At 54.6% G+C, this 20,037-nt stretch carries 33 protein-coding genes; all 33 read right to left on the bottom strand.

Annotated features, from left to right (window positions below):
• Positions 1 to 72 precede the first annotated feature (72 nt).
• Positions 73 to 1,527, bottom strand: coding sequence for a catalase (locus tag ACNYC6_RS16760; protein ID WP_419708342.1), 1,455 nt, complete (start codon positions 1,525 to 1,527; stop codon positions 73 to 75).
• A gap of 199 nt (positions 1,528 to 1,726) precedes the next feature.
• The gene (gene rplQ, locus ACNYC6_RS16755) at positions 1,727 to 2,113 is read right to left on the bottom strand and encodes a 50S ribosomal protein L17 (protein ID WP_007970429.1); all 387 of its coding nucleotides are present in this window, start codon (positions 2,111 to 2,113) and stop codon (positions 1,727 to 1,729) included.
• 42 nt (positions 2,114 to 2,155) lie between these two features.
• Positions 2,156 to 3,157 (bottom strand): DNA-directed RNA polymerase subunit alpha, encoded by a 1,002-nt coding sequence (locus tag ACNYC6_RS16750; protein ID WP_007924176.1) that lies wholly within the window; start codon positions 3,155 to 3,157, stop codon positions 2,156 to 2,158.
• A 22-nt stretch (positions 3,158 to 3,179) separates the two neighbouring features.
• Positions 3,180 to 3,800 carry a 30S ribosomal protein S4 gene (gene rpsD, locus ACNYC6_RS16745; protein WP_003176404.1) on the bottom strand — a complete coding sequence of 207 codons (621 nt, stop codon included), beginning with the start codon at positions 3,798 to 3,800 and terminating at the stop codon, positions 3,180 to 3,182.
• Between the two features lie 18 nt (positions 3,801 to 3,818).
• Entirely contained in the window at positions 3,819 to 4,208 is a 390-nt protein-coding gene (rpsK, locus tag ACNYC6_RS16740) for a 30S ribosomal protein S11 (RefSeq protein ID WP_002555466.1), read from the bottom strand.
• Between the two features lie 30 nt (positions 4,209 to 4,238).
• A complete protein-coding gene (rpsM, locus tag ACNYC6_RS16735; RefSeq protein WP_009045849.1) occupies positions 4,239 to 4,595 on the bottom strand; it encodes a 30S ribosomal protein S13 in 357 nt (118 codons plus the stop codon).
• 130 nt (positions 4,596 to 4,725) lie between these two features.
• Positions 4,726 to 4,842, bottom strand: coding sequence for a 50S ribosomal protein L36 (gene rpmJ, locus ACNYC6_RS16730; RefSeq protein ID WP_002555468.1), 117 nt, complete (start codon positions 4,840 to 4,842; stop codon positions 4,726 to 4,728).
• A 28-nt stretch (positions 4,843 to 4,870) separates the two neighbouring features.
• Entirely contained in the window at positions 4,871 to 6,199 is a 1,329-nt protein-coding gene (gene secY, locus ACNYC6_RS16725) for a preprotein translocase subunit SecY (protein ID WP_003228718.1), read from the bottom strand.
• Positions 6,200 to 6,637: a 50S ribosomal protein L15 gene (gene rplO, locus ACNYC6_RS16720; RefSeq protein WP_003228720.1), complete on the bottom strand. Its 438-nt coding sequence runs from the start codon at positions 6,635 to 6,637 to the stop codon at positions 6,200 to 6,202.
• Between the two features lie 3 nt (positions 6,638 to 6,640).
• Complete coding sequence (rpmD, locus tag ACNYC6_RS16715) at positions 6,641 to 6,817, bottom strand: 50S ribosomal protein L30 (RefSeq protein ID WP_003176408.1); 177 nt, start codon at positions 6,815 to 6,817, stop codon at positions 6,641 to 6,643.
• Between the two features lie 2 nt (positions 6,818 to 6,819).
• Positions 6,820 to 7,320 carry a 30S ribosomal protein S5 gene (gene rpsE, locus ACNYC6_RS16710; protein WP_003186035.1) on the bottom strand — a complete coding sequence of 167 codons (501 nt, stop codon included), beginning with the start codon at positions 7,318 to 7,320 and terminating at the stop codon, positions 6,820 to 6,822.
• Positions 7,321 to 7,323: 3 nt separating this feature from the next.
• Positions 7,324 to 7,674 carry a 50S ribosomal protein L18 gene (gene rplR / locus ACNYC6_RS16705; protein ID WP_003186037.1) on the bottom strand — a complete coding sequence of 117 codons (351 nt, stop codon included), beginning with the start codon at positions 7,672 to 7,674 and terminating at the stop codon, positions 7,324 to 7,326.
• 10 nt (positions 7,675 to 7,684) lie between these two features.
• On the bottom strand, positions 7,685 to 8,218 hold the full coding sequence (gene rplF, locus ACNYC6_RS16700; RefSeq protein ID WP_003176412.1) for a 50S ribosomal protein L6: 534 nt from the start codon (positions 8,216 to 8,218) through the stop codon (positions 7,685 to 7,687).
• A 12-nt stretch (positions 8,219 to 8,230) separates the two neighbouring features.
• Positions 8,231 to 8,623, bottom strand: coding sequence for a 30S ribosomal protein S8 (rpsH, locus tag ACNYC6_RS16695; RefSeq protein ID WP_017848802.1), 393 nt, complete (start codon positions 8,621 to 8,623; stop codon positions 8,231 to 8,233).
• 209 nt (positions 8,624 to 8,832) lie between these two features.
• A complete protein-coding gene (gene rpsN, locus ACNYC6_RS16690) occupies positions 8,833 to 9,138 on the bottom strand; it encodes a 30S ribosomal protein S14 (protein WP_003176414.1) in 306 nt (101 codons plus the stop codon).
• Between the two features lie 13 nt (positions 9,139 to 9,151).
• On the bottom strand, positions 9,152 to 9,691 hold the full coding sequence (gene rplE, locus ACNYC6_RS16685) for a 50S ribosomal protein L5 (RefSeq protein WP_003210069.1): 540 nt from the start codon (positions 9,689 to 9,691) through the stop codon (positions 9,152 to 9,154).
• Positions 9,692 to 9,711: 20 nt separating this feature from the next.
• Positions 9,712 to 10,026: a 50S ribosomal protein L24 gene (gene rplX, locus ACNYC6_RS16680; protein ID WP_003186046.1), complete on the bottom strand. Its 315-nt coding sequence runs from the start codon at positions 10,024 to 10,026 to the stop codon at positions 9,712 to 9,714.
• Positions 10,027 to 10,037: 11 nt separating this feature from the next.
• On the bottom strand, positions 10,038 to 10,406 hold the full coding sequence (rplN, locus tag ACNYC6_RS16675; RefSeq protein WP_002555479.1) for a 50S ribosomal protein L14: 369 nt from the start codon (positions 10,404 to 10,406) through the stop codon (positions 10,038 to 10,040).
• A 23-nt stretch (positions 10,407 to 10,429) separates the two neighbouring features.
• Entirely contained in the window at positions 10,430 to 10,696 is a 267-nt protein-coding gene (gene rpsQ / locus ACNYC6_RS16670; protein WP_003176419.1) for a 30S ribosomal protein S17, read from the bottom strand.
• A gap of 2 nt (positions 10,697 to 10,698) precedes the next feature.
• Complete coding sequence (rpmC, locus tag ACNYC6_RS16665; protein ID WP_002555481.1) at positions 10,699 to 10,890, bottom strand: 50S ribosomal protein L29; 192 nt, start codon at positions 10,888 to 10,890, stop codon at positions 10,699 to 10,701.
• A complete protein-coding gene (rplP, locus tag ACNYC6_RS16660; RefSeq protein ID WP_003228729.1) occupies positions 10,890 to 11,303 on the bottom strand; it encodes a 50S ribosomal protein L16 in 414 nt (137 codons plus the stop codon). The genes rpmC and rplP overlap by 1 nt, the downstream gene beginning before the upstream one ends.
• A 12-nt stretch (positions 11,304 to 11,315) precedes the next feature.
• Complete coding sequence (rpsC, locus tag ACNYC6_RS16655) at positions 11,316 to 12,002, bottom strand: 30S ribosomal protein S3 (protein ID WP_003176422.1); 687 nt, start codon at positions 12,000 to 12,002, stop codon at positions 11,316 to 11,318.
• A gap of 13 nt (positions 12,003 to 12,015) precedes the next feature.
• Positions 12,016 to 12,348, bottom strand: a complete 333-nt coding sequence (gene rplV / locus ACNYC6_RS16650; protein ID WP_003103908.1) for a 50S ribosomal protein L22 — start codon at positions 12,346 to 12,348, stop codon at positions 12,016 to 12,018.
• Between the two features lie 11 nt (positions 12,349 to 12,359).
• Positions 12,360 to 12,635, bottom strand: a complete 276-nt coding sequence (gene rpsS / locus ACNYC6_RS16645) for a 30S ribosomal protein S19 (protein ID WP_002555486.1) — start codon at positions 12,633 to 12,635, stop codon at positions 12,360 to 12,362.
• A gap of 16 nt (positions 12,636 to 12,651) precedes the next feature.
• Positions 12,652 to 13,476: a 50S ribosomal protein L2 gene (gene rplB / locus ACNYC6_RS16640; protein ID WP_419708341.1), complete on the bottom strand. Its 825-nt coding sequence runs from the start codon at positions 13,474 to 13,476 to the stop codon at positions 12,652 to 12,654.
• 14 nt (positions 13,477 to 13,490) lie between these two features.
• Positions 13,491 to 13,790 (bottom strand): 50S ribosomal protein L23, encoded by a 300-nt coding sequence (rplW, locus tag ACNYC6_RS16635; protein WP_002555488.1) that lies wholly within the window; start codon positions 13,788 to 13,790, stop codon positions 13,491 to 13,493.
• Positions 13,787 to 14,389, bottom strand: a complete 603-nt coding sequence (gene rplD / locus ACNYC6_RS16630; protein ID WP_003228735.1) for a 50S ribosomal protein L4 — start codon at positions 14,387 to 14,389, stop codon at positions 13,787 to 13,789. Before rplD ends, rplW begins: the two co-directional genes overlap by 4 nt.
• Positions 14,390 to 14,401: 12 nt before the next feature.
• The gene (gene rplC, locus ACNYC6_RS16625) at positions 14,402 to 15,037 is read right to left on the bottom strand and encodes a 50S ribosomal protein L3 (RefSeq protein ID WP_003186059.1); all 636 of its coding nucleotides are present in this window, start codon (positions 15,035 to 15,037) and stop codon (positions 14,402 to 14,404) included.
• A gap of 80 nt (positions 15,038 to 15,117) precedes the next feature.
• Positions 15,118 to 15,429, bottom strand: a complete 312-nt coding sequence (gene rpsJ / locus ACNYC6_RS16620; RefSeq protein WP_003186070.1) for a 30S ribosomal protein S10 — start codon at positions 15,427 to 15,429, stop codon at positions 15,118 to 15,120.
• Between the two features lie 156 nt (positions 15,430 to 15,585).
• Positions 15,586 to 16,779: an elongation factor Tu gene (gene tuf / locus ACNYC6_RS16615; RefSeq protein ID WP_008065716.1), complete on the bottom strand. Its 1,194-nt coding sequence runs from the start codon at positions 16,777 to 16,779 to the stop codon at positions 15,586 to 15,588.
• Positions 16,780 to 16,809: 30 nt separating this feature from the next.
• Positions 16,810 to 18,915 carry an elongation factor G gene (fusA, locus tag ACNYC6_RS16610; RefSeq protein ID WP_150704930.1) on the bottom strand — a complete coding sequence of 702 codons (2,106 nt, stop codon included), beginning with the start codon at positions 18,913 to 18,915 and terminating at the stop codon, positions 16,810 to 16,812.
• Positions 18,916 to 18,945: 30 nt separating this feature from the next.
• On the bottom strand, positions 18,946 to 19,416 hold the full coding sequence (gene rpsG / locus ACNYC6_RS16605; protein WP_002555493.1) for a 30S ribosomal protein S7: 471 nt from the start codon (positions 19,414 to 19,416) through the stop codon (positions 18,946 to 18,948).
• A gap of 120 nt (positions 19,417 to 19,536) precedes the next feature.
• Positions 19,537 to 19,908, bottom strand: a complete 372-nt coding sequence (rpsL, locus tag ACNYC6_RS16600) for a 30S ribosomal protein S12 (RefSeq protein WP_002555494.1) — start codon at positions 19,906 to 19,908, stop codon at positions 19,537 to 19,539.
• Between the last annotated feature and the right edge of the window lie 129 nt (positions 19,909 to 20,037).

Here is a 20,037-nt window from a genome sequence, read left to right as displayed (position 1 = left end):
GCGAAGATATTCTGAGAAAAGCAGCCGAAATAACGTAAAAACCGCCCAAATAAGGGCGGTTCTGCTTCTCATTTAGACTTCGTTAAGCTGTACGTTGAGCAGCTTTGCGATTGCTTCTCCATACGCCTGATCGGCCTTGAAGAAATGCTGCAACTGACGATCGACTACATCACTGGATACACCCGCCATTGCCCCTGCGATGTTGCTGACCAGCAACGCTTTCTGCTCGTCGCTCATCAAACGGAACAACGCCCCCGCGTGACTGTAGTAGTCAGTATCCTCGCGATGATCGTAGCGATCAGCCGCACCACTCAGGGCGAGCGCTGGCTCGGCATAGCGAGGAGCCTGCTTCGGCGAATCGACATAACTGTTCGGCTCGTAGTTCGGCGCTGCGCCGCCATTGCTGCCAAACGCCATCGAACCATCGCGCTGGTAGCTGTTGACCGGGCTGCGCGGAGCGTTCACCGGCAATTGCTGATGATTGGTGCCTACACGGTAGCGATGGGCATCAGTGTAGGCGAACACGCGACCTTGCAGCATGCGGTCCGGCGACAGTCCTACACCCGGCACCATATTGCTTGGGCCGAACGCCGCTTGCTCGACTTCAGCAAAGTAGTTGAGCGGGTTGCGGTTCAACTCCAGCTCACCAACTTCGATCAACGGAAATTCTTTCTGCGACCAGGTCTTGGTGACGTCGAACGGGTTTTCATAATGCGCGGCGGCCTGGGCCTCGGTCATGATCTGGATGCATACGCTCCATTTCGGGAAATCACCGCGCTCGATGGCCTCGAACAGGTCTCGCTGAGCGTAGTCCGGATCAGTACCCGCCAGACGTGCAGCCTCTGCCGGCGCCAGGTTCTTGATTCCTTGCTTGGTCTTGTAATGCCACTTAACCCAATGACGCTCACCATTGCCGCTAATCAGGCCATAGGTGTGGCTACCGAAGCCGTGCATATGGCGGTAACCATCAGGGATGCCTCGGTCCGAAAACAGGATAGTGACCTGGTGCAGCGCCTCCGGAGAGTGCGACCAGAAGTCCCACATCGCTTGCGCACTTTTGAGATTGCTTTGCGGCAGACGTTTTTGGGTGTGGATAAAGTCCGGGAATTTGAGCGGATCACGGATGAAGAACACCGGCGTATTGTTGCCGACGATGTCCCAGTTACCTTCTTCGGTATAGAACTTCAGCGCAAAACCACGTGGATCACGTTCGGTATCTGCCGAACCGCGCTCGCCACCTACCGTGGAGAACCGCAGAAACGTTGGTGTTTGCTTGCCGACGGCGTCAAACAGCTTGGCGCTGGTGTATTGAGTGATATCACGAGTCACCGTGAACGTGCCGTAAGCACCTGAACCCTTGGCGTGCACACGACGTTCAGGGATGTTTTCGCGGTTGAAGTGAGCCAGCTTCTCGATCAGGTGAAAGTCGTCGAGCAGCAGCGGGCCTCTCGGGCCGGCGGAACGGGAATTCTGGTTATCGGCGACAGGAGCGCCACTGGCGGTGGTAAGCGTTTTATTCTGGCTCATGCGATCTCTTCCTTTGTCAGTCTCAAACTGCCGGCTAATCGGCTGAGAGGAAGTATTGATGATCGACATGACATCTTCTAATTCATTGACTGATACCAATCGATAGAAAATACCTAACAAAATCGGAAGAACCGCCGCTGCACTTTCCAAGCGCGCACAAAAAACCGGGCACTAGGCCCGGTTTTTCGTATTTGACGTCTTACTCGGCGGATACAGCTTCGCCAGCAGTAGCACGATCAACCAACTCGACGTACGCCATAGGCGCGTTGTCGCCAGCGCGGAAACCGCACTTGAGGATGCGCAGGTAGCCACCCTCACGGGTAGCGTAACGCTTGCCCAGGTCGTTGAAGAGCTTACCAACGATAGCCTTCGAACGAGTACGGTCGAAAGCCAGACGACGGTTAGCAACGCTATCTGTCTTGGCCAAAGTGATCAGCGGCTCAGCAACGCGGCGCAGTTCTTTAGCTTTTGGCAGAGTAGTTTTGATCAGCTCGTGCTCGAACAGCGACACCGCCATGTTTTGGAACATGGCCTTGCGGTGCGAGCTGGTGCGGCTGAGGTGACGACCACTTTTACGATGACGCATGGTTCATTCCTTACCAAACACTACGTTCGGTGATTACGACGATCAGGCAGTCGCCTTGTCGTCCTTCTTAAGACTTGCAGGCGGCCAGTTGTCGAGGCGCATGCCGAGGGACAGACCGCGGGAGGCCAGAACGTCCTTGATTTCGGTCAAGGATTTCTTGCCCAGGTTCGGAGTCTTCAACAGCTCTACTTCGGTACGCTGAATCAGGTCGCCGATGTAGTAGATGTTTTCCGCCTTAAGGCAGTTAGCCGAACGTACAGTCAGTTCCAGATCGTCAACCGGGCGAAGCAGGATCGGATCGATCTCGTCTTCCTGCTCGATTACCACAGGTTCGCTGTCACCCTTGAGGTCGACGAACGCAGCCAACTGCTGTTGCAGAATGGTTGCAGCGCGGCGGATTGCCTCTTCAGGATCCAGAGTACCGTTGGTTTCCAGATCAATAACCAGCTTGTCCAGGTTAGTACGCTGCTCAACACGGGCGTTTTCCACCACGTATGCGATACGGCGAACCGGGCTGAACGAAGAGTCAAGCTGCAAGCGACCGATGCTGCGGCTTTCGTCTTCATCGCTCTGACGCGAGTCGGCTGGTTCATAACCACGACCACGAGCTACTACGAGCTTCATGTTCAGGGCGCCGTTAGACGCCAGGTTAGCGATTACGTGATCGGGATTAACGATCTCGACATCATGATCCAGCTGAATATCGGCAGCGGTAACCACCCCCGAACCCTTCTTCGACAAGGTCAGCGTAACTTCGTCACGGCCGTGCAGCTTGATAGCCAGACCTTTAAGGTTCAACAGGATTTCAATTACGTCTTCCTGTACACCTTCGATGGCGCTGTACTCGTGGAGCACACCGTCAATCTCGGCCTCGACTACTGCACAGCCAGGCATTGAGGACAACAGGATGCGGCGCAGCGCGTTGCCCAGGGTGTGGCCAAAGCCACGCTCGAGAGGCTCGAGAGTGATCTTGGCGCGGGTTGGACTGACAACCTGCACATCAATGTGGCGGGGTGTCAGGAACTCATTTACCGAAATCTGCATGGATGCACCTATTTTCTAGCCCTTACTTGGAGTAGAGCTCGACAATCAGGCTTTCGTTGATGTCGGCGGACAGATCACTGCGAGCTGGAACGTTCTTGAAAACGCCCGACTTCTTCTCAGTGTCTACTTCTACCCATTCTACGCGGCCACGTTGGGCACACAGATCGAGAGCTTGGACAATGCGAAGTTGGTTTTTTGCTTTCTCGCGAACAGCAACCACGTCACCAGCACGAACCTGGTAGGACGGAACGTTAACGGTCTGACCGTTTACGCTGATCGACTTGTGCGATACCAGCTGACGGGATTCGGCACGAGTCGAACCAAAGCCCATACGGTATACAACGTTGTCCAGACGGCATTCGAGCAGTTGCAGCAGGTTTTCACCGGTTGCACCTTTCTTGCCAGCAGCTTCTTTATAGTAGCCGCTGAACTGACGCTCGAGAACGCCGTAGATACGACGGACCTTCTGCTTTTCACGCAGTTGGGTACCGTAGTCGGACTGGCGACCGCGGCGTTGGCCGTGGATACCAGGTGCTGCTTCAATGTTGCACTTCGATTCGATCGCGCGCACGCCGCTCTTCAGGAAGAGATCGGTGCCTTCGCGACGAGCGAGTTTGCATTTTGGACCAATGTAACGAGCCATTCTTTACAATCTCCTGGATTACACGCGGCGCTTCTTCGGCGGACGGCACCCGTTGTGCGGGATTGGCGTCACGTCGGTGATGCTGGCGATCTTGTAGCCACAGCCGTTCAAAGCGCGGACTGCGGATTCACGACCTGGACCTGGACCTTTGACGTTTACGTCGAGGTTTTTCAGGCCGTATTCCAGCGCAGCTTGACCAGCACGTTCAGCAGCTACTTGAGCAGCAAACGGGGTGGACTTGCGGGAACCGCGGAAACCCGAACCACCGGAGGTAGCCCAGGAAAGAGCGTTACCTTGACGGTCGGTAATGGTCACGATGGTGTTGTTAAAAGATGCATGGATGTGGGCGATGCCATCAACCACTGTCTTTTTAACTTTTTTACGAGGACGAGCAGCAGGTTTTGCCATGATTAAATTCCTGTCGATTCGCTGGGGCGATTACTTGCGGATCGGCTTACGCGGACCTTTACGGGTACGCGCGTTGGTCTTGGTACGCTGACCGCGTACTGGAAGACCACGACGATGACGCAGACCGCGATAGCAACCGAGGTCCATCAAGCGCTTGATTTTCATGTTGATTTCGCGACGCAGGTCACCTTCAGTGGTGAACTTCGCCACTTCGCCACGCAGCTGTTCAATTTGCTCGTCGCTCAGATCTTTGATCTTTGCTGCTGGGTTTACCCCAGTCTCTGCACAAATTTTCTGTGCAGTAGTGCGACCAACACCATAGATGTAGGTCAGCGAGATAACAGTATGCTTGTTATCTGGAATGTTAACGCCTGCAATACGGGCCATTCAGTGGGACTCCAATTGACAGCTACCTACGCCCCGGAAGCCAAGAAATAGGGCGCGAGATAATATCGCTGTAATAACAAATAATCAACCCGGTAGCGCACTAGCTACCGGGCTTGAAGCACAATCACACTCAGCCTTGGCGCTGTTTGTGACGCGGTTCCGCGCTGCAAATTACTCGAACAACACCTTCGCGGCGAATAATCTTGCAGTTACGGCACAGCTTTTTCACCGATGCACGAACTTTCATCACCAACTCCTCGAACCTTATGGGGTACTCAGCGCAACATGCCGCTGCCGTAGCCCTTCAGGTTGGCTTTCTTCATCAGGGATTCGTACTGGTGCGAAACGAGGTGCGATTGTACTTGGGACATGAAGTCCATCACAACCACGACGACGATCAGCAACGAGGTCCCGCCAAGGTAGAACGGAACGTTAGCTGCAACCACCAGGAACTGGGGCAACAGGCACACGGCCGTCATGTAAAGAGCACCGAACATGGTCAAGCGAGTCAGAACGCCATCAATGTAGCGCGCAGACTGCTCACCTGGACGGATGCCCGGAATAAAGGCACCGGACTTCTTCAGGTTTTCCGCTACGTCTTTCGGATTGAACATCAACGCCGTATAGAAGAAGCAGAAGAAAATAATCCCTGCACTAAACAGCAGAATATTCAACGGCTGACCAGGAGCGATCGACTGCGAGATGTCCTGCAACCAGCCCATACCTTCAGACTGACCGAACCAGGCACCCAACGAAGCCGGGAACAGCAAAATGCTGCTCGCGAAAATAGCCGGAATAACGCCGGCCATGTTCACCTTCAGCGGCAAGTGGCTGGTCTGCGCAGCAAAAACCTTGCGGCCTTGCTGACGCTTGGCGTAATGAACAGCAATACGACGCTGACCACGCTCAATGAACACCACGAAACCGATAATCGCTACTGCCAGCAAACCGATGGCAACCAGGGCAAAGATGTTGATATCACCCTGACGTGCAGACTCGAAAGACTGCCCAATCGCTCTCGGAAGACCGGCGACGATACCCGAAAAAATCAACATCGAGATACCGTTGCCAACACCACGCTCAGTAATCTGCTCACCCAGCCACATCATGAACATCGCACCAGCCACAAAAGTGGATACCGCGACGAAATGGAAGCCAAAGTCACCAGTGAACGCAACGCCCTGCCCCGCCAGACCAATGGACATGCCAATAGCCTGAACGAGAGCAAGGACGACAGTGCCGTAGCGGGTGTACTGGCTGATCTTGCGACGGCCAGCTTCACCTTCCTTCTTCAACTGCTCCAGCTGCGGGCTGACGGCGGTCATCAGCTGCATGATGATCGATGCCGAGATGTACGGCATGATCCCCAGTGCAAAGATGCTCATCCGCTCCAGCGCGCCGCCGGAAAACATGTTGAACAAGCTAAGAATGGTCCCCTCATTCTGTCGAAACAGGTCCGCGAGTCGGTCCGGGTTGATACCTGGAACCGGGATGTGTGCGCCTATTCGGTAGACGATAATCGCCAGGAACAGAAAACGCAGACGAGCCCAAAGTTCAGACATACCGCCTTTGCCGAGCGCAGAGAGAGCACCTTGCTTAGCCATTTATTCCTCGAACTTGCCGCCAGCTGCTTCGATAGCCGCACGCGCACCTTTGGTGGCGCCGATTCCCTTGCCGATAGTGACAGCGCGAGTCACTTCACCGGACAGCATGATTTTCACACGCTGTACGTTGACGTTGATCACGTTGGCATCTTTCAGGGACTGCACGGTGACGATGTCGCCTTCCACTTTAGCCAGCTCGGACAGACGCACTTCTGCGCGGTCCATGGCCTTCAGGGAAACGAAACCGAACTTCGGCAGGCGACGATGCAGCGGCTGTTGACCGCCTTCAAAGCCTGGAGCAATGGTGCCACCGGAGCGGGAGGTTTGACCTTTGTGACCACGGCCACCAGTCTTACCCAAACCACTACCGATACCACGGCCCGGACGATGCTTTTCGCGACGGGAACCCGGCGCCGGACTCAGATCATTGAGTTTCATCGATTAACCCTCGACACGCAGCATGTAGTAAGCCTTGTTGATCATCCCGCGATTCTCGGGAGTATCCTGGACTTCTACAGTGTGACCGATGCGACGCAGACCCAGACCCTTAACGCACAGTTTGTGGTTAGGGATGCGGCCGGTCATGCTTTTGATCAGCGTAACTTTAACGGTAGCCATGATCAGAAGATCTCCTTGACGCTTTTGCCACGCTTGGCGGCAATGGATTCAGGAGACTGCATTGCTTTCAAACCCTTGAAAGTGGCGTGAACCACGTTTACCGGGTTAGTCGAGCCGTAGCACTTGGCCAGAACGTTCTGAACGCCAGCAACTTCGAGGACAGCACGCATAGCGCCGCCAGCGATGATACCGGTACCTTCAGAAGCAGGCTGCATGTACACCTTCGAAGCGCCGTGAGCGGACTTCATTGCGTACTGCAGAGTGGTGCCGTTCAGATCAACCTGGATCATGTTGCGGCGAGCAGCTTCCATTGCCTTCTGGATCGCAGCAGGCACTTCACGCGACTTGCCACGGCCGAAGCCAACACGGCCTTTACCATCACCAACCACGGTCAACGCGGTGAAGGTGAAGATACGGCCGCCTTTAACGGTTTTGGCTACGCGGTTAACTTGAACCAGCTTCTCGATGTAGCCTTCGTCGCGCTTTTGGTCGTTATTTGACATAACTTAGAACTCCAGCCCAGCTTCACGAGCAGCATCAGCCAGCGCTTTAACGCGGCCGTGGTACTTGAAGCCAGAGCGGTCGAAAGCCACCTGCGAGACGCCAGCGGCCTTAGCACGCGTAGCGACCAGCTGGCCAACCTTAGTGGCCGCGTCGATGTTGCCAGTGGCGCCATCACGCAGTTCTTTATCCAAAGTCGAGGCGCTTGCCAGGACTTTGTTGCCGTCGGCCGAAATGACCTGGGCGTAGATGTGCTGCGAAGAGCGGAACACGCAGAGACGCACGACTTCGAGTTCGTGCATTTTCAGGCGTGCTTTGCGAGCGCGACGCAGTCGAGTAACTTTTTTGTCGGTCATTTGCTATGCCCTACTTCTTCTTGGCTTCTTTACGACGGACGACTTCGTCCGCGTAGCGCACACCTTTGCCTTTGTACGGCTCTGGTGGACGGAAGTCGCGGATCTCGGCGGCCACTTGACCTACCAGCTGCTTGTCGATGCCCTTGATCAGGATATCGGTCTGGCTAGGAGTCTCAGCGGTGATGCCTTCCGGCAGTTCGTAATCCACTGGGTGCGAGAAGCCAAGAGCCAGGTTCAGCACTGTGCCTTTTGCTTGCGCTTTGTAACCAACACCGACCAGCTGGAGCTTGCGCTCGAAGCCTTGGCTTACGCCTTGGACCATGTTGTTTACCAACGCACGAGTGGTACCAGCCATTGCGCGAGTCTGTTGATCGCCATTGCGAGCAGCGAAACGCAGCTCACCAGCTTCTTCAACGATCTCAACGGACGAATGGATGTTCAGTTCAAGAGTGCCCTTGGCACCCTTCACCGAAAGCTGTTGGCCTGCGAATTTTACTTCGACACCGGCTGGCAGCTTAACGGGGTTCTTAGCGACGCGAGACATGCTTATCCCCCCTTAGAACACAGTGCAAAGAACTTCGCCGCCGACACCGGCAGCGCGCGCAGCACGATCAGTCATCACACCCTTGTTGGTGGAGACGATAGACACACCGAGACCGCCACGAACTTTCGGCAGATCTTCGACGGACTTGTACTGACGCAGGCCTGGACGGCTAACGCGCTTCACTTCTTCGATAACCGGACGGCCTTCGAAATATTTCAGCTCGATAGACAGCAGTGGTTTGATTTCGCTGCTGATCTGATAACCCGCAATGTAACCTTCGTCCTTCAGGACTTTGGCAACAGCTACCTTCAAAGTAGAAGATGGCATGCTTACGACGGACTTTTCAGCCATCTGGGCATTACGGATTCGAGTTAGCATGTCCGCTAACGGGTCCTGCATACTCATGGGCTAGACGCTCCTAATACAGAAAAATTAGCCTTGCGGCTACTACGTGTCGCCGAGAATCTCCGAGCATAGAAAACACGGGCTCAGGCGAGCCGGATATTCTAGACAAACCCCAGAAATGAATCAAGCCCCAAAAGGGGCTTGATTCAGATTCAAGGCCACCGGCGGTCAGGATCTTGCGAACCTTCCCACCGAGACTTTGACAGTACTTACCAGCTGGCTTTAACCAGACCTGGTACGTCACCACGCATTGCCGCTTCACGCAGTTTGTTACGGCCGAGGCCGAACTTGCGGTAAACGCCGTGTGGACGACCGGTCAGGCGGCAGCGGTTACGCATGCGCGAAGCGCTTGCGTCACGTGGCTGCTTCTGCAGGGCTACTGTAGCTTCCCAACGCGCTTCTGGACTTGCGTTCAGATCAACGATGATAGCTTTCAGTGCTGCACGCTTTTTGGCGTACTTGGCAACCGTGAGCTGACGCTTCAGCTCGCGGTTTTTCATGCTCATCTTGGCCATGGTCCTACTCCAATCAGTTGCGGAACGGGAATTTGAACGCACGCAGCAGAGCGCGGCCTTCATCATCGTTCTTGGCAGTGGTGGTCAGGGTAATGTCCAGACCGCGGAGAGCATCGATCTTGTCGTAGTCGATTTCCGGGAAGATGATCTGCTCTTTTACGCCCATGCTGTAGTTACCACGACCATCAAAGGACTTGGCATTCAGGCCGCGGAAGTCGCGAACCCGAGGCAGGGAGATCGACAGCAGACGATCCAGGAACTCGTACATACGCTCACGGCGCAGGGTCACTTTGACGCCGATCGGCCAACCTTCACGGACTTTAAAGCCAGCGATGGATTTGCGAGCGTAGGTCACAACGACTTTCTGGCCGGTGATCTTTTCCAGGTCAGCAACAGCGTGCTCGATGACTTTTTTGTCGCCGATCGCTTCGCCCAGACCCATGTTCAGGGTGATTTTGGTAACGCGCGGAACTTCCATCACGTTCGAAAGCTTAAGTTCTTCCTTAAGTTTCGGAGCGATTTCCTTCCGGTAAATCTCTTTTAGTCGTGCCATGGTCTTCTACCTAGCAGTGTTCAAGCATCAACCGCTTTTTGGGTCGACTTGAAGACACGAATTTTCTTACCGTCTTCTACTTTGAAACCAACGCGGTCAGCCTTGTTGGTTTCGCCATTGAAGATGGCGACGTTGGAAGCGTGCAGTGGCGCTTCTTTCTCGACGATACCGCCTTGTACGCCCGACATCGGGTTAGGCTTGGTATGGCGCTTGACCAGGTTCAGACCACCAACAACCAGACGGTTGTCAGCAAGAACCTTCAGCACCTTACCGCGCTTACCTTTGTCTTTGCCGGCGATCACGATGATCTCGTCGTCACGACGAATCTTTTGCATGTCGGATCTCCTTACAGCACTTCTGGGGCGAGCGAGACGATCTTCATAAACTTCTCAGTACGAAGTTCACGGGTCACTGGCCCAAAGATACGGGTGCCGATCGGCTCTTGCTTGTTGTTCAGAAGAACAGCAGCGTTGCCATCAAAGCGGATAATGGAGCCATCAGCACGGCGTACGCCGTGACGAGTGCGGACTACAACAGCAGTCATCACTTGGCCTTTTTTCACTTTACCGCGAGGAATTGCTTCCTTGACGGTAACTTTGATGATGTCACCGATACCAGCGTAACGACGATGGGAGCCACCCAGCACCTTGATGCACATAACACGGCGAGCGCCGCTGTTATCGGCCACATCGAGCATGGATTGAGTCTGAATCATATAATTTCTCCGACCCCTAGTCCTTAGACTTCCACAGCGCGTTCGAGAACATCAACCAGCGCCCAAGACTTGGTCTTGGCCAAAGGACGAGTTTCACGAATAGTGACTTTGTCGCCGATGTGGCACTGATTGGTTTCGTCGTGCGCGTGCAGCTTAGTCGAACGCTTAACGTATTTACCGTAGATCGGGTGCTTAACGCGACGCTCGATCAGAACGGTGATGGTTTTGTCCATCTTGTCGCTGACAACACGGCCAGTCAGCGTACGGACAGTTTTTTCGGCTTCAGCCATGATTACTTACCTGCCTGCTGGTTGAGCACAGTCTTCACGCGAGCAATGTCACGCTTAACTTGCGAGAGCAGATGAGACTGCCCCAACTGGCCAGTTGCTTTCTGCATACGCAGATTGAACTGGTCGCGCAGCAGGCCGAGCAGTTGCTCGTTCAGCTGCTGTGCGGATTTTTCACGAAGTTCATTCGCTTTCATCACATCACCGTCCGTTTAACAAAGGAGGTGGCGAGCGGCAGCTTTGCAGCAGCCAGGGCGAAAGCCTCACGCGCCAGCTCTTCAGAAACACCCTCGATTTCATACAGGACTTTGCCTGGCTGAATCTGGGCAACCCAGTATTCCACGTTACCCTTACCTTTACCCATACGAACCTCGAGAGGTTTTTTGGAGATCGGCTTGTCCGGGAATACACGGATCCAGATCTTGCCGCCACGTTTCACGTGACGGGTCAGAGCACGACGCGCTGACTCGATCTGACGAGCGGTGAGACGACCACGAGCAACAGACTTCAGCGCGAACTCGCCGAAGCTGACTTTGCTACCGCGCAGTGCCAGACCACGGTTGTGGCCGGTCATCTGCTTGCGGAACTTCGTACGCTTTGGTTGCAACATTTGGCGTACCCCTTACTTAGCAGCTTTTTTACGAGGCGCTGGTGCTTGTGGTTTCAGTTCTTCTTGGCGACCACCAATTACTTCGCCTTTGAAGATCCAAACCTTTACACCGATCACACCGTAAGTGGTGTGAGCTTCGTAGTTGGCATAGTCGATGTCGGCACGCAGGGTGTGCAGTGGCACACGACCTTCGCGATACCATTCAGTACGTGCAATTTCAGCACCGCCGAGACGACCGCTCACTTGGATTTTGATGCCTTTGGCACCAATGCGCATTGCGTTCTGTACAGCGCGCTTCATAGCGCGACGGAACATTACGCGACGCTCCAGCTGCTGAGCTACGCTCTGCGCAACCAGCATACCGTCGAGTTCCGGCTTGCGGATCTCTTCGATATTGATGTGCACAGGCACACCCATTTGCTTGGTCAGGTCCTGACGCAGTTTCTCAACATCTTCACCTTTCTTCCCGATAACGATACCTGGACGAGCGGTGTGGATGGTGATACGTGCAGTTTGAGCCGGACGATGGATATCGATACGGCTTACGGACGCGCTTTTTAGTTTGTCTTGGAGATACTCACGCACCTTCAGATCAGCGAACAAGTAGTCCGCATAAGTCCGACCGTCTGCGTACCAGACGGAGGTGTGCTCCTTGACGATTCCCAGGCGAATGCCAATGGGATGTACTTTCTGACCCATCTCTTCGACTCCGTTACTTGTCAGCAACCTTGACAGTGATATGGCAAGACCGCTTGACGATGCGATCAGCACGGCCTTTGGCACGTGGCATGATGCGCTTCAGCGAACGCCCTTCGTTGACGAAAACGGTGCTGACCTTCAGGTCATCAACGTCTGCGCCTTCGTTATGCTCGGCGTTGGCTACGGCCGACTCCAGCACTTTCTTCATGATCTCGGCGGCTTTCTTACTGCTGAAAGCCAACAGGTTGAGCGCTTCGCCCACCTTCTTCCCGCGGATCTGGTCGGCGACCAAGCGGGCTTTCTGGGCGGAGATTCGAGCGCCCGACAACTTAGCGGCTACTTCCATTTCCTAACCCCTTAACGCTTGGCTTTCTTGTCTGCCACGTGCCCGCGATAAGTGCGGGTACCGGCGAACTCGCCCAGTTTGTGGCCGACCATGTCTTCGTTAACGAGAACCGGGACGTGTTGACGACCGTTGTGTACTGCGATGGTCAGACCGACCATTTGTGGCAGGATCATCGAACGACGCGACCAGGTTTTAACTGGTTTGCGATCGTTCTTTTCCGCCGCCACTTCGATCTTCTTCAGTAGGTGAAGATCGATAAAAGGACCTTTTTTCAGAGAACGTGGCACTGTCGTATCCCTCTATTTACTTGCGACGACGGACGATCATTTTGTCGGTACGCTTATTACCACGAGTCTTCGCGCCCTTAGTCGGGAAGCCCCATGGCGATACCGGATGACGACCACCAGAGGTACGACCTTCACCACCACCATGTGGGTGGTCAACCGGGTTCATGGCAACACCACGAACGGTTGGGCGAACGCCACGCCAGCGTTTGGCACCAGCTTTACCCAGCGAACGCAGGCTGTGCTCGGAGTTCGAGACTTCACCCAGGGTCGCACGGCATTCAGCCAGGACTTTACGCATCTCACCGGAACGCAGACGCAGGGTCACGTACACGCCTTCACGAGCGATCAGCTGAGCCGAAGCACCAGCGGAACGAGCAATCTGAGCGCCTTTACCCGGCTTCAATTCGATACCGTGAATCGTGCTACCCACTGGGATGTTGCGCAGTTGCAGGGAGTTGCCTGGCTTGATTGGAGCCAGAGCGCCTGCGATCAGCTGGTCGCCAGCACTCACGCCTTTAGGGGCGATGATGTAGCGGCGCTCGCCGTCTGCGTAGCACAGCAGTGCGATGTGAGCAGTACGGTTTGGATCGTATTCGATACGCTCGACAGTGGCGGAGATGCCATCTTTGTCGTTGCGACGGAAATCGACCATACGGTAATGCTGCTTATGACCACCACCGATGTGACGAGTGGTAATACGGCCATTGTTGTTACGACCACCAGACTTCGATTTTTTCTCGAGCAGCGGTGCGTGAGGAGCGCCTTTATGCAGCTCCTGGTTGACCACCTTGACCACAAAACGGCGGCCAGGGGAAGTCGGTTTGCATTTAACGATTGCCATGATGCACCCCTTCCTTACTCAGCACTGCTGCTGAAATCGAGATCTTGGCCTGGCTGAAGGGAGATAACTGCCTTCTTCCAGTCATTACGCTTGCCCAGACCGCGAGCAGTGCGCTTACTCTTACCCAGAACATTCAGGGTAGTAACACGCTCTACTTTCACGCTGAACAGGCTTTCGACGGCCTTCTTGATTTCCAGCTTGGTTGCGTCAGTAGCAACCTTGAAAACGAACTGGCCTTTCTTGTCTGCCAGAACCGTAGCCTTCTCGGAAACGTGCGGGCCAAGCAGAACTTTAAATACGCGTTCCTGGTTCATCCCAGCAGCTCCTCGAATTTCTTCACGGCCGACACGGTGATCAACACCTTGTCGTATGCGATCAGACTAACTGGATCGGAACCTTGCACGTCACGTACATCAACGTGTGGCAGGTTACGAGCAGCCAGGTACAGGTTCTGATCAACAGCGTCCGACACGATCAGAACGTCGGTCAGGCTCATGTTGTTCAGCTTGCCCAGCAGGTCTTTGGTTTTCGGCGTTTCAACGGCGAAATCCTGAACCACGACCAGACGATCAGTACGCACCAGCTCAGCAAGGATGGAACGCATTGCTGCGCGATACATCTTCTTGTTCAGCTTCTGGGAGTGATCCTGAGGACGAGCTGCGAAAGTGGTACCGCCGCCACGCCAGATTGGGCTACGGATAGTACCGGCACGAGCCCGGCCAGTGCCTTTCTGACGCCATGGGCGCTTACCGCCACCACGAACGTCGGAACGGGTCTTTTGCTGCTTGCTACCTTGACGGCCGCCAGCCATGTAGGCCACGACTGCTTGGTGAACCAGCGTCTCGTTGAATTCGCCGCCAAATGTCAGTTCGGAAACTTCGATCGCTTGAGCGTCATTTACATTTAATTGCATGTCAGCTTCCCCTTAACCGCGAGCCTTGGCTGCTGGACGTACAACCAAGTTGCCGCCAGTAGCGCCAGGAACAGCGCCCTTGACCAACAACAGATTGCGTTCAGCGTCCACGCGCACTACTTCGAGGGACTGCACGGTCACGCGCTCAGCGCCCATATGACCGGACATTTTTTTGCCCTTGAATACACGACCAGGAGTCTGGCACTGGCCGATAGAGCCTGGAACGCGGTGGGATACGGAGTTACCGTGGGTGTTATCTTGCCCGCGGAAATTCCAACGCTTGATCGTACCCTGGAAGCCTTTACCTTTGGACTGACCGGTTACATCAACCAGTTGACCAGCAGCGAAGATTTCAGCATTGATCAGATCGCCGGCTTGGTACTCGCCTTCTTCAAGACGGAATTCCATTACGGTACGACCAGCGGCAACGTTCGCCTTAGCGAAGTGACCAGCCTGAGCTGCTGTTACACGCGAAGCACGACGCTCGCCGACAGTGACTTGCACTGCACGATAGCCATCGGTCTCTTCAGTTTTGAACTGGGTGACGCGATTCGGCTCGATCTCAATGACCGTGACCGGAATGGAGACACCTTCTTCGGTGAAAATACGGGTCATACCGCATTTACGACCGACTACACCAATAGTCATGTTGTAAACCTCATGAGTGTACGGGGCTTTCACCCGCTATGGCCGCCCATTTCAGAGCGTTACACGACTAAGACCGAGTCTTAGCCGAGGCTGATCTGCACTTCCACACCGGCCGCAAGATCAAGCTTCATAAGAGCATCAACGGTTTTATCCGTTGGCTGGACGATGTCCAGAACGCGCTTATGAGTACGGATCTCGTACTGGTCACGCGCGTCTTTGTTGACGTGCGGGGAGACCAGAACGGTGAACCGCTCTTTACGGGTAGGCAGTGGAATTGGACCACGCACTTGAGCACCAGTACGTTTCGCGGTTTCCACGATTTCCTGGGTTGATTGGTCGATCAGGCGATGGTCGAAAGCCTTCAACCTGATACGGATTTGCTGATTTTGCATTGGATTTCAGACTCCGGCTGCTATTCCCACCGAGCGCAATACGCCCGTTAAAAGGAGGCGCAATTCTATAGACGCCCCAGATAGGTGTCAACCCAATAAAAAAGCCCCCGCTGAGCGGGGGCCTTTTCAAAGCATCAAAGCCATCTCAAAAAGAGATTACTCGATGATTTTAGCTACAACGCCAGCACCAACGGTACGGCCGCCTTCACGGATAGCGAAGCGCAGACCGTCTTCCATTGCGATGGTTTTGATCAGGGTAACAGTCATCTGAATGTTGTCACCTGGCATTACCATTTCAACGCCTTCTGGCAGCTCGCAGTTACCGGTCACGTCAGTAGTACGGAAGTAGAACTGTGGACGGTAGCCTTTGAAGAACGGAGTATGACGACCGCCTTCTTCCTTGCTCAGAACGTAAACTTCTGCGGTGAACTTGGTGTGCGGCTTAACCGAACCCGGCTTAACCAGAACCTGACCACGCTCAACGTCGTCACGCTTGGTGCCACGCAGCAGAACGCCGCAGTTCTCGCCAGCACGACCTTCGTCGAGCAGCTTGCGGAACATCTCAACACCGGTGCAGGTGGTGGTGGTGGTGTCACGCAGACCAACGATTTCCAGTGCATCTTGAACGCGAACGATACCGCGCTCGATACGACCAGTCACAACAGTACCACGACCCGAGATCGAGAATACGTCTTCGATTGGCATCAGGAATGGCTTGTCGATAGCACGCTCTGGCTCTGGGATGTAGGTATCCAGAGTTTCAACCAGCTTACGAACGGCAGTGGTGCCCATTTCGTTGTCGTCTTTGCCTTCCAGCGCCATACGAGCAGAACCGATGATGATCGGAGTGTCGTCGCCCGGGAAGTCGTAGGTGGACAGCAGGTCGCGAACTTCCATCTCAACCAGTTCCAGCAGCTCAGCGTCGTCCACCAGGTCAGCCTTGTTCAGGAAAACCACGATGTACGGAACGCCTACCTGGCGGGACAGCAGGATGTGCTCACGGGTTTGTGGCATCGGGCCATCAGCGGCCGAGCAAACCAGGATCGCGCCGTCCATCTGGGCAGCACCGGTGATCATGTTCTTCACGTAGTCAGCGTGACCTGGGCAGTCAACGTGAGCGTAGTGACGAATGTTCGAGTTGTACTCGACGTGCGCGGTGTTGATGGTGATACCACGAGCTTTTTCTTCTGGCGCGCTGTCGATCTTGTCGAATTCAACTACGGCCGAACCGAAAACTTCGGAGCAGACGCGAGTCAGAGCTGCGGTCAGAGTGGTTTTACCGTGGTCAACGTGACCGATGGTGCCAACGTTGACGTGCGGTAGGGAACGATCAAATTTTTCTTTAGCCACGACAATTAACTCCTTGCCTAAAGGACTGAATCAGCCTTGTTTTTTGGTAACGGTTTCGACGATGTGCGACGGAGCCGTATTGTATTTTTTGAATTCCATAGAGTAGCTTGCGCGACCCTGGGACATCGAACGAACGTCGGTCGCATAACCGAACATCTCGCCCAACGGAACTTCAGCACGGATAACCTTACCGGAAACCGTGTCTTCCATACCCAGAATCATGCCGCGACGACGGTTCAGGTCGCCCATCACGTCACCCATATAGTCTTCAGGCGTAACAACCTCTACCGCCATGATCGGCTCGAGCAACTCACCACCACCCTTCTGGGCCAGTTGCTTGGTCGCCATGGAAGCAGCCACCTTAAACGCCATCTCGTTCGAGTCGACGTCGTGGTAAGAACCATCAAACACGGTAGCCTTCAGGCCGATCAGCGGATAGCCGGCAACAACACCGTTCTTCATCTGCTCTTCGATACCCTTCTGGATAGCCGGGATGTATTCCTTAGGAACCACACCACCCACTACTTCGTTCACGAATTGCAGACCTTCCTGACCTTCGTCAGCAGGCGCAAAACGGATCCAGCAGTGACCGAACTGGCCACGACCGCCGGACTGACGAACGAACTTGCCTTCGATTTCACAGTTCTTCGTGATGCGCTCACGATAGGAAACCTGAGGCTTGCCGATGTTGGCTTCGACGTTGAACTCACGGCGCATCCGGTCAACCAGGATGTCCAGGTGCAACTCGCCCATGCCAGAGATGATCGTTTGACCGGTCTCTTCATCAGTTTTGACGCGGAAAGACGGGTCTTCCTGAGCAAGCTTGCCCAGAGCGATACCCATTTTTTCCTGGTCATCCTTGGTCTTAGGCTCAACGGCAACCGAAATAACCGGCTCCGGGAAGTCCATACGAACCAGGATGATTGGCTTGTCAGCGTTGCACAAAGTTTCACCAGTGGTGACGTCCTTCATGCCGATCAAGGCCGCGATGTCACCAGCGCGTACTTCCTTGATTTCTTCACGGGCGTTTGCGTGCATTTGCACCATACGACCCACGCGCTCTTTCTTGCCTTTAACCGAGTTGATCACGCCGTCGCCGGATGCCAACACGCCCGAGTAAACACGGACGAAGGTCAAAGTACCCACGAATGGGTCGGTAGCGATCTTGAACGCCAGAGCCGAGAACGGCTCGTTGTCGTCTGCGTGACGCTCCATCTCTTCTTCCTCGTTATCAGGGTTGGAACCCTTGATAGCAGGAATGTCGACAGGAGCAGGCAGGTAGTCGATAACGGCGTCGAGAACCAGGGGAACACCCTTGTTCTTGAAGGAGGAACCGCAAACAGCCAGAACGATCTCACCAGCGATAGTACGCTGACGCAGAGCGGCCTTGATTTCCTCGATGGAGAGCTCTTCGCCCTCGAGGTACTTGTTCATCAGCTCTTCGCTGGCTTCGGCCGCAGCCTCTACCATGTTGCTGCGCCACTCTTCAGCCAGCTCCTGCAATTCAGCAGGGATAGCTTCGCGACGCGGAGTCATGCCTTTGTCAGCATCGTTCCAGTAAACCGCTTCCATGGTCATCAGATCGATCTGACCCTGGAAGTTGTCTTCCGAACCGATAGCCAACTGGATTGGCACCGGGGTGTGACCCAGACGCTGCTTGATCTGAGCGATCACGCGCAGGAAGTTCGCGCCGGCACGGTCCATTTTGTTCACGTAAACGATACGTGGAACACCGTACTTGTTGGCTTGACGCCATACGGTCTCGGACTGAGGCTCAACGCCGGAAGTGCCGCAGAACACAACGACCGCGCCGTCGAGTACACGCAGGGAACGCTCAACTTCGATGGTGAAGTCTACGTGACCCGGGGTGTCAATGACGTTGAAGCGGTATTGGTCTTTGTGCTGCTTCGCAGAACCCTGCCAGAAGGCGGTAATAGCAGCAGAAGTAATGGTAATACCACGCTCCTGCTCCTGAACCATCCAGTCTGTGGTCGCGGCGCCGTCATGCACCTCGCCCATCTTGTGACTTTTGCCAGTGTAAAAAAGGACGCGCTCGGTGGTGGTGGTTTTACCAGCATCCACGTGAGCAACGATACCAATGTTACGGTAGCGATTAATCGGTGTAGTACGAGCCATAAAGCCCTCGCAAAATTAGTGACGCTAAAATTAGAAGCGGTAGTGCGAGAAAGCCTTGTTGGCTTCAGCCATACGGTGCACGTCTTCACGCTTCTTAACTGCAGCACCTTTACCTTCGGCGGCGTCCAACAGTTCGCCAGCCAAACGCAGAGCCATAGACTTCTCGCCGCGCTTACGGGCGAAGTCTACCAACCAGCGCATTGCCAGAGCGTTACGACGGGACGGACGAACTTCAACCGGAACCTGGTAAGTAGCACCGCCTACACGGCGCGACTTTACTTCGACCAGCGGAGCGATGGCGTCGAGAGCTTTCTCGAAGATTTCCAGGGGGTCGCTGTTCTTGCGTTCTTTAACCTTCTCCAGCGCGCCATAAACGATACGCTCGGCAACGGCTTTCTTGCCGCTTTCCATCACGTGGTTCATGAACTTGGCCAGGATTTGGCTTCCGTATTTTGGATCGTCAAGCACTTCGCGCTTGGCTGCTACGCGTCTTCTTGGCATGGATAAGCCCTCAAACGGTCTTCAGGTTCGCTCGGAATCGGTGCCCTGTACGGGACGCCTCCGACCTTACTCTTATCGACTCAGAAAAATAGATAATTCAGTTCTTACAAAAAGCCGCTACTACTTAGGCTTCTTGGTACCGTACTTCGAACGACCCTGGTTACGACCTTTAACGCCGGAAGTATCCAAAGAACCGCGAACGGTGTGGTAACGAACACCTGGCAAGTCTTTTACACGACCGCCGCGGATCAGTACCACGCTGTGCTCTTGCAGGTTGTGGCCTTCACCACCGATATACGAGGAAACCTCGAAACCGTTGGTCAGACGCACACGGCATACTTTACGCAGTGCCGAGTTAGGTTTTTTCGGCGTAGTGGTATACACACGGGTGCACACGCCACGACGTTGCGGGCAGTTCTGCAGCGCAGGTACGTCGGATTTCTCGACGATACGCTTACGCGGCTGACGTACCAGCTGGTTGATAGTTGCCATCTACTAGCTCCACTGTTGTCTTGCGACGCTATTGTCTTGCAAGAAAAGCAAAATGACAGGAACGAATCCCCGCCAAATTTAGGGGTACAAGAGTCTAAAGAGGATCTTGTCCCCAGTCAAGGCAAGGCC

The sequence above is a fragment of the Pseudomonas sp. NFX224 genome, from assembly GCF_048565165.1.
Classification (GTDB): Bacteria; Pseudomonadota; Gammaproteobacteria; order Pseudomonadales; family Pseudomonadaceae; genus Aquipseudomonas.
The sequence above is the reverse complement of the archived record's forward strand: the minus strand, read 5'-3'. Positions and strand labels throughout refer to the sequence as shown.

What these genes read in the sequence shown, in the direction of transcription:
- ACNYC6_RS16760 (WP_419708342.1), bottom strand. Translation starts at nt 1,527, where the DNA reads ATGAGCCAGAATAAAACGCTTACCACCGCCAGTGGCGCTCCTGTCGCC.
- rplQ (WP_007970429.1), bottom strand. Translation starts at nt 2,113, where the DNA reads ATGCGTCATCGTAAAAGTGGTCGTCACCTCAGCCGCACCAGCTCGCAC.
- ACNYC6_RS16750 (WP_007924176.1), bottom strand. Translation starts at nt 3,157, where the DNA reads ATGCAGATTTCGGTAAATGAGTTCCTGACACCCCGCCACATTGATGTG.
- rpsD (WP_003176404.1), bottom strand. Translation starts at nt 3,800, where the DNA reads ATGGCTCGTTACATTGGTCCAAAATGCAAACTCGCTCGTCGCGAAGGC.
- rpsK (WP_002555466.1), bottom strand. Translation starts at nt 4,208, where the DNA reads ATGGCAAAACCTGCTGCTCGTCCTCGTAAAAAAGTTAAAAAGACAGTG.
- rpsM (WP_009045849.1), bottom strand. Translation starts at nt 4,595, where the DNA reads ATGGCCCGTATTGCAGGCGTTAACATTCCAGATAACAAGCATACTGTT.
- rpmJ (WP_002555468.1), bottom strand. Translation starts at nt 4,842, where the DNA reads ATGAAAGTTCGTGCATCGGTGAAAAAGCTGTGCCGTAACTGCAAGATT.
- secY (WP_003228718.1), bottom strand. Translation starts at nt 6,199, where the DNA reads ATGGCTAAGCAAGGTGCTCTCTCTGCGCTCGGCAAAGGCGGTATGTCT.
- rplO (WP_003228720.1), bottom strand. Translation starts at nt 6,637, where the DNA reads ATGAAACTCAATGATCTGAGTCCGGCGCCGGGTTCCCGTCGCGAAAAG.
- rpmD (WP_003176408.1), bottom strand. Translation starts at nt 6,817, where the DNA reads ATGGCTACCGTTAAAGTTACGCTGATCAAAAGCATGACCGGCCGCATC.
- rpsE (WP_003186035.1), bottom strand. Translation starts at nt 7,320, where the DNA reads ATGTCAAATAACGACCAAAAGCGCGACGAAGGCTACATCGAGAAGCTG.
- rplR (WP_003186037.1), bottom strand. Translation starts at nt 7,674, where the DNA reads ATGACCGACAAAAAAGTTACTCGACTGCGTCGCGCTCGCAAAGCACGC.
- rplF (WP_003176412.1), bottom strand. Translation starts at nt 8,218, where the DNA reads ATGTCTCGCGTCGCTAAGAACCCCGTTAAGCTGCCAGCCGGTGTCGAA.
- rpsH (WP_017848802.1), bottom strand. Translation starts at nt 8,623, where the DNA reads ATGAGTATGCAGGACCCGTTAGCGGACATGCTAACTCGAATCCGTAAT.
- rpsN (WP_003176414.1), bottom strand. Translation starts at nt 9,138, where the DNA reads ATGGCCAAGATGAGCATGAAAAACCGCGAGCTGAAGCGTCAGCTCACG.
- rplE (WP_003210069.1), bottom strand. Translation starts at nt 9,691, where the DNA reads ATGGCACGACTAAAAGAGATTTACCGGAAGGAAATCGCTCCGAAACTT.
- rplX (WP_003186046.1), bottom strand. Translation starts at nt 10,026, where the DNA reads ATGCAAAAGATTCGTCGTGACGACGAGATCATCGTGATCGCCGGCAAA.
- rplN (WP_002555479.1), bottom strand. Translation starts at nt 10,406, where the DNA reads ATGATTCAGACTCAATCCATGCTCGATGTGGCCGATAACAGCGGCGCT.
- rpsQ (WP_003176419.1), bottom strand. Translation starts at nt 10,696, where the DNA reads ATGGCTGAAGCCGAAAAAACTGTCCGTACGCTGACTGGCCGTGTTGTC.
- rpmC (WP_002555481.1), bottom strand. Translation starts at nt 10,890, where the DNA reads ATGAAAGCGAATGAACTTCGTGAAAAATCCGCACAGCAGCTGAACGAG.
- rplP (WP_003228729.1), bottom strand. Translation starts at nt 11,303, where the DNA reads ATGTTGCAACCAAAGCGTACGAAGTTCCGCAAGCAGATGACCGGCCAC.
- rpsC (WP_003176422.1), bottom strand. Translation starts at nt 12,002, where the DNA reads ATGGGTCAGAAAGTACATCCCATTGGCATTCGCCTGGGAATCGTCAAG.
- rplV (WP_003103908.1), bottom strand. Translation starts at nt 12,348, where the DNA reads ATGGAAGTAGCCGCTAAGTTGTCGGGCGCTCGAATCTCCGCCCAGAAA.
- rplB (WP_419708341.1), bottom strand. Translation starts at nt 13,476, where the DNA reads ATGGCAATCGTTAAATGCAAACCGACTTCCCCTGGCCGCCGTTTTGTG.
- rplW (WP_002555488.1), bottom strand. Translation starts at nt 13,790, where the DNA reads ATGAACCAGGAACGCGTATTTAAAGTTCTGCTTGGCCCGCACGTTTCC.
- rplD (WP_003228735.1), bottom strand. Translation starts at nt 14,389, where the DNA reads ATGCAATTAAATGTAAATGACGCTCAAGCGATCGAAGTTTCCGAACTG.
- rplC (WP_003186059.1), bottom strand. Translation starts at nt 15,037, where the DNA reads ATGACTATTGGTGTAGTCGGTCGTAAATGCGGTATGACCCGTATTTTC.
- rpsJ (WP_003186070.1), bottom strand. Translation starts at nt 15,429, where the DNA reads ATGCAAAATCAGCAAATCCGTATCAGGTTGAAGGCTTTCGACCATCGC.
- fusA (WP_150704930.1), bottom strand. Translation starts at nt 18,915, where the DNA reads ATGGCTCGTACTACACCGATTAATCGCTACCGTAACATTGGTATCGTT.
- rpsG (WP_002555493.1), bottom strand. Translation starts at nt 19,416, where the DNA reads ATGCCAAGAAGACGCGTAGCAGCCAAGCGCGAAGTGCTTGACGATCCA.
- rpsL (WP_002555494.1), bottom strand. Translation starts at nt 19,908, where the DNA reads ATGGCAACTATCAACCAGCTGGTACGTCAGCCGCGTAAGCGTATCGTC.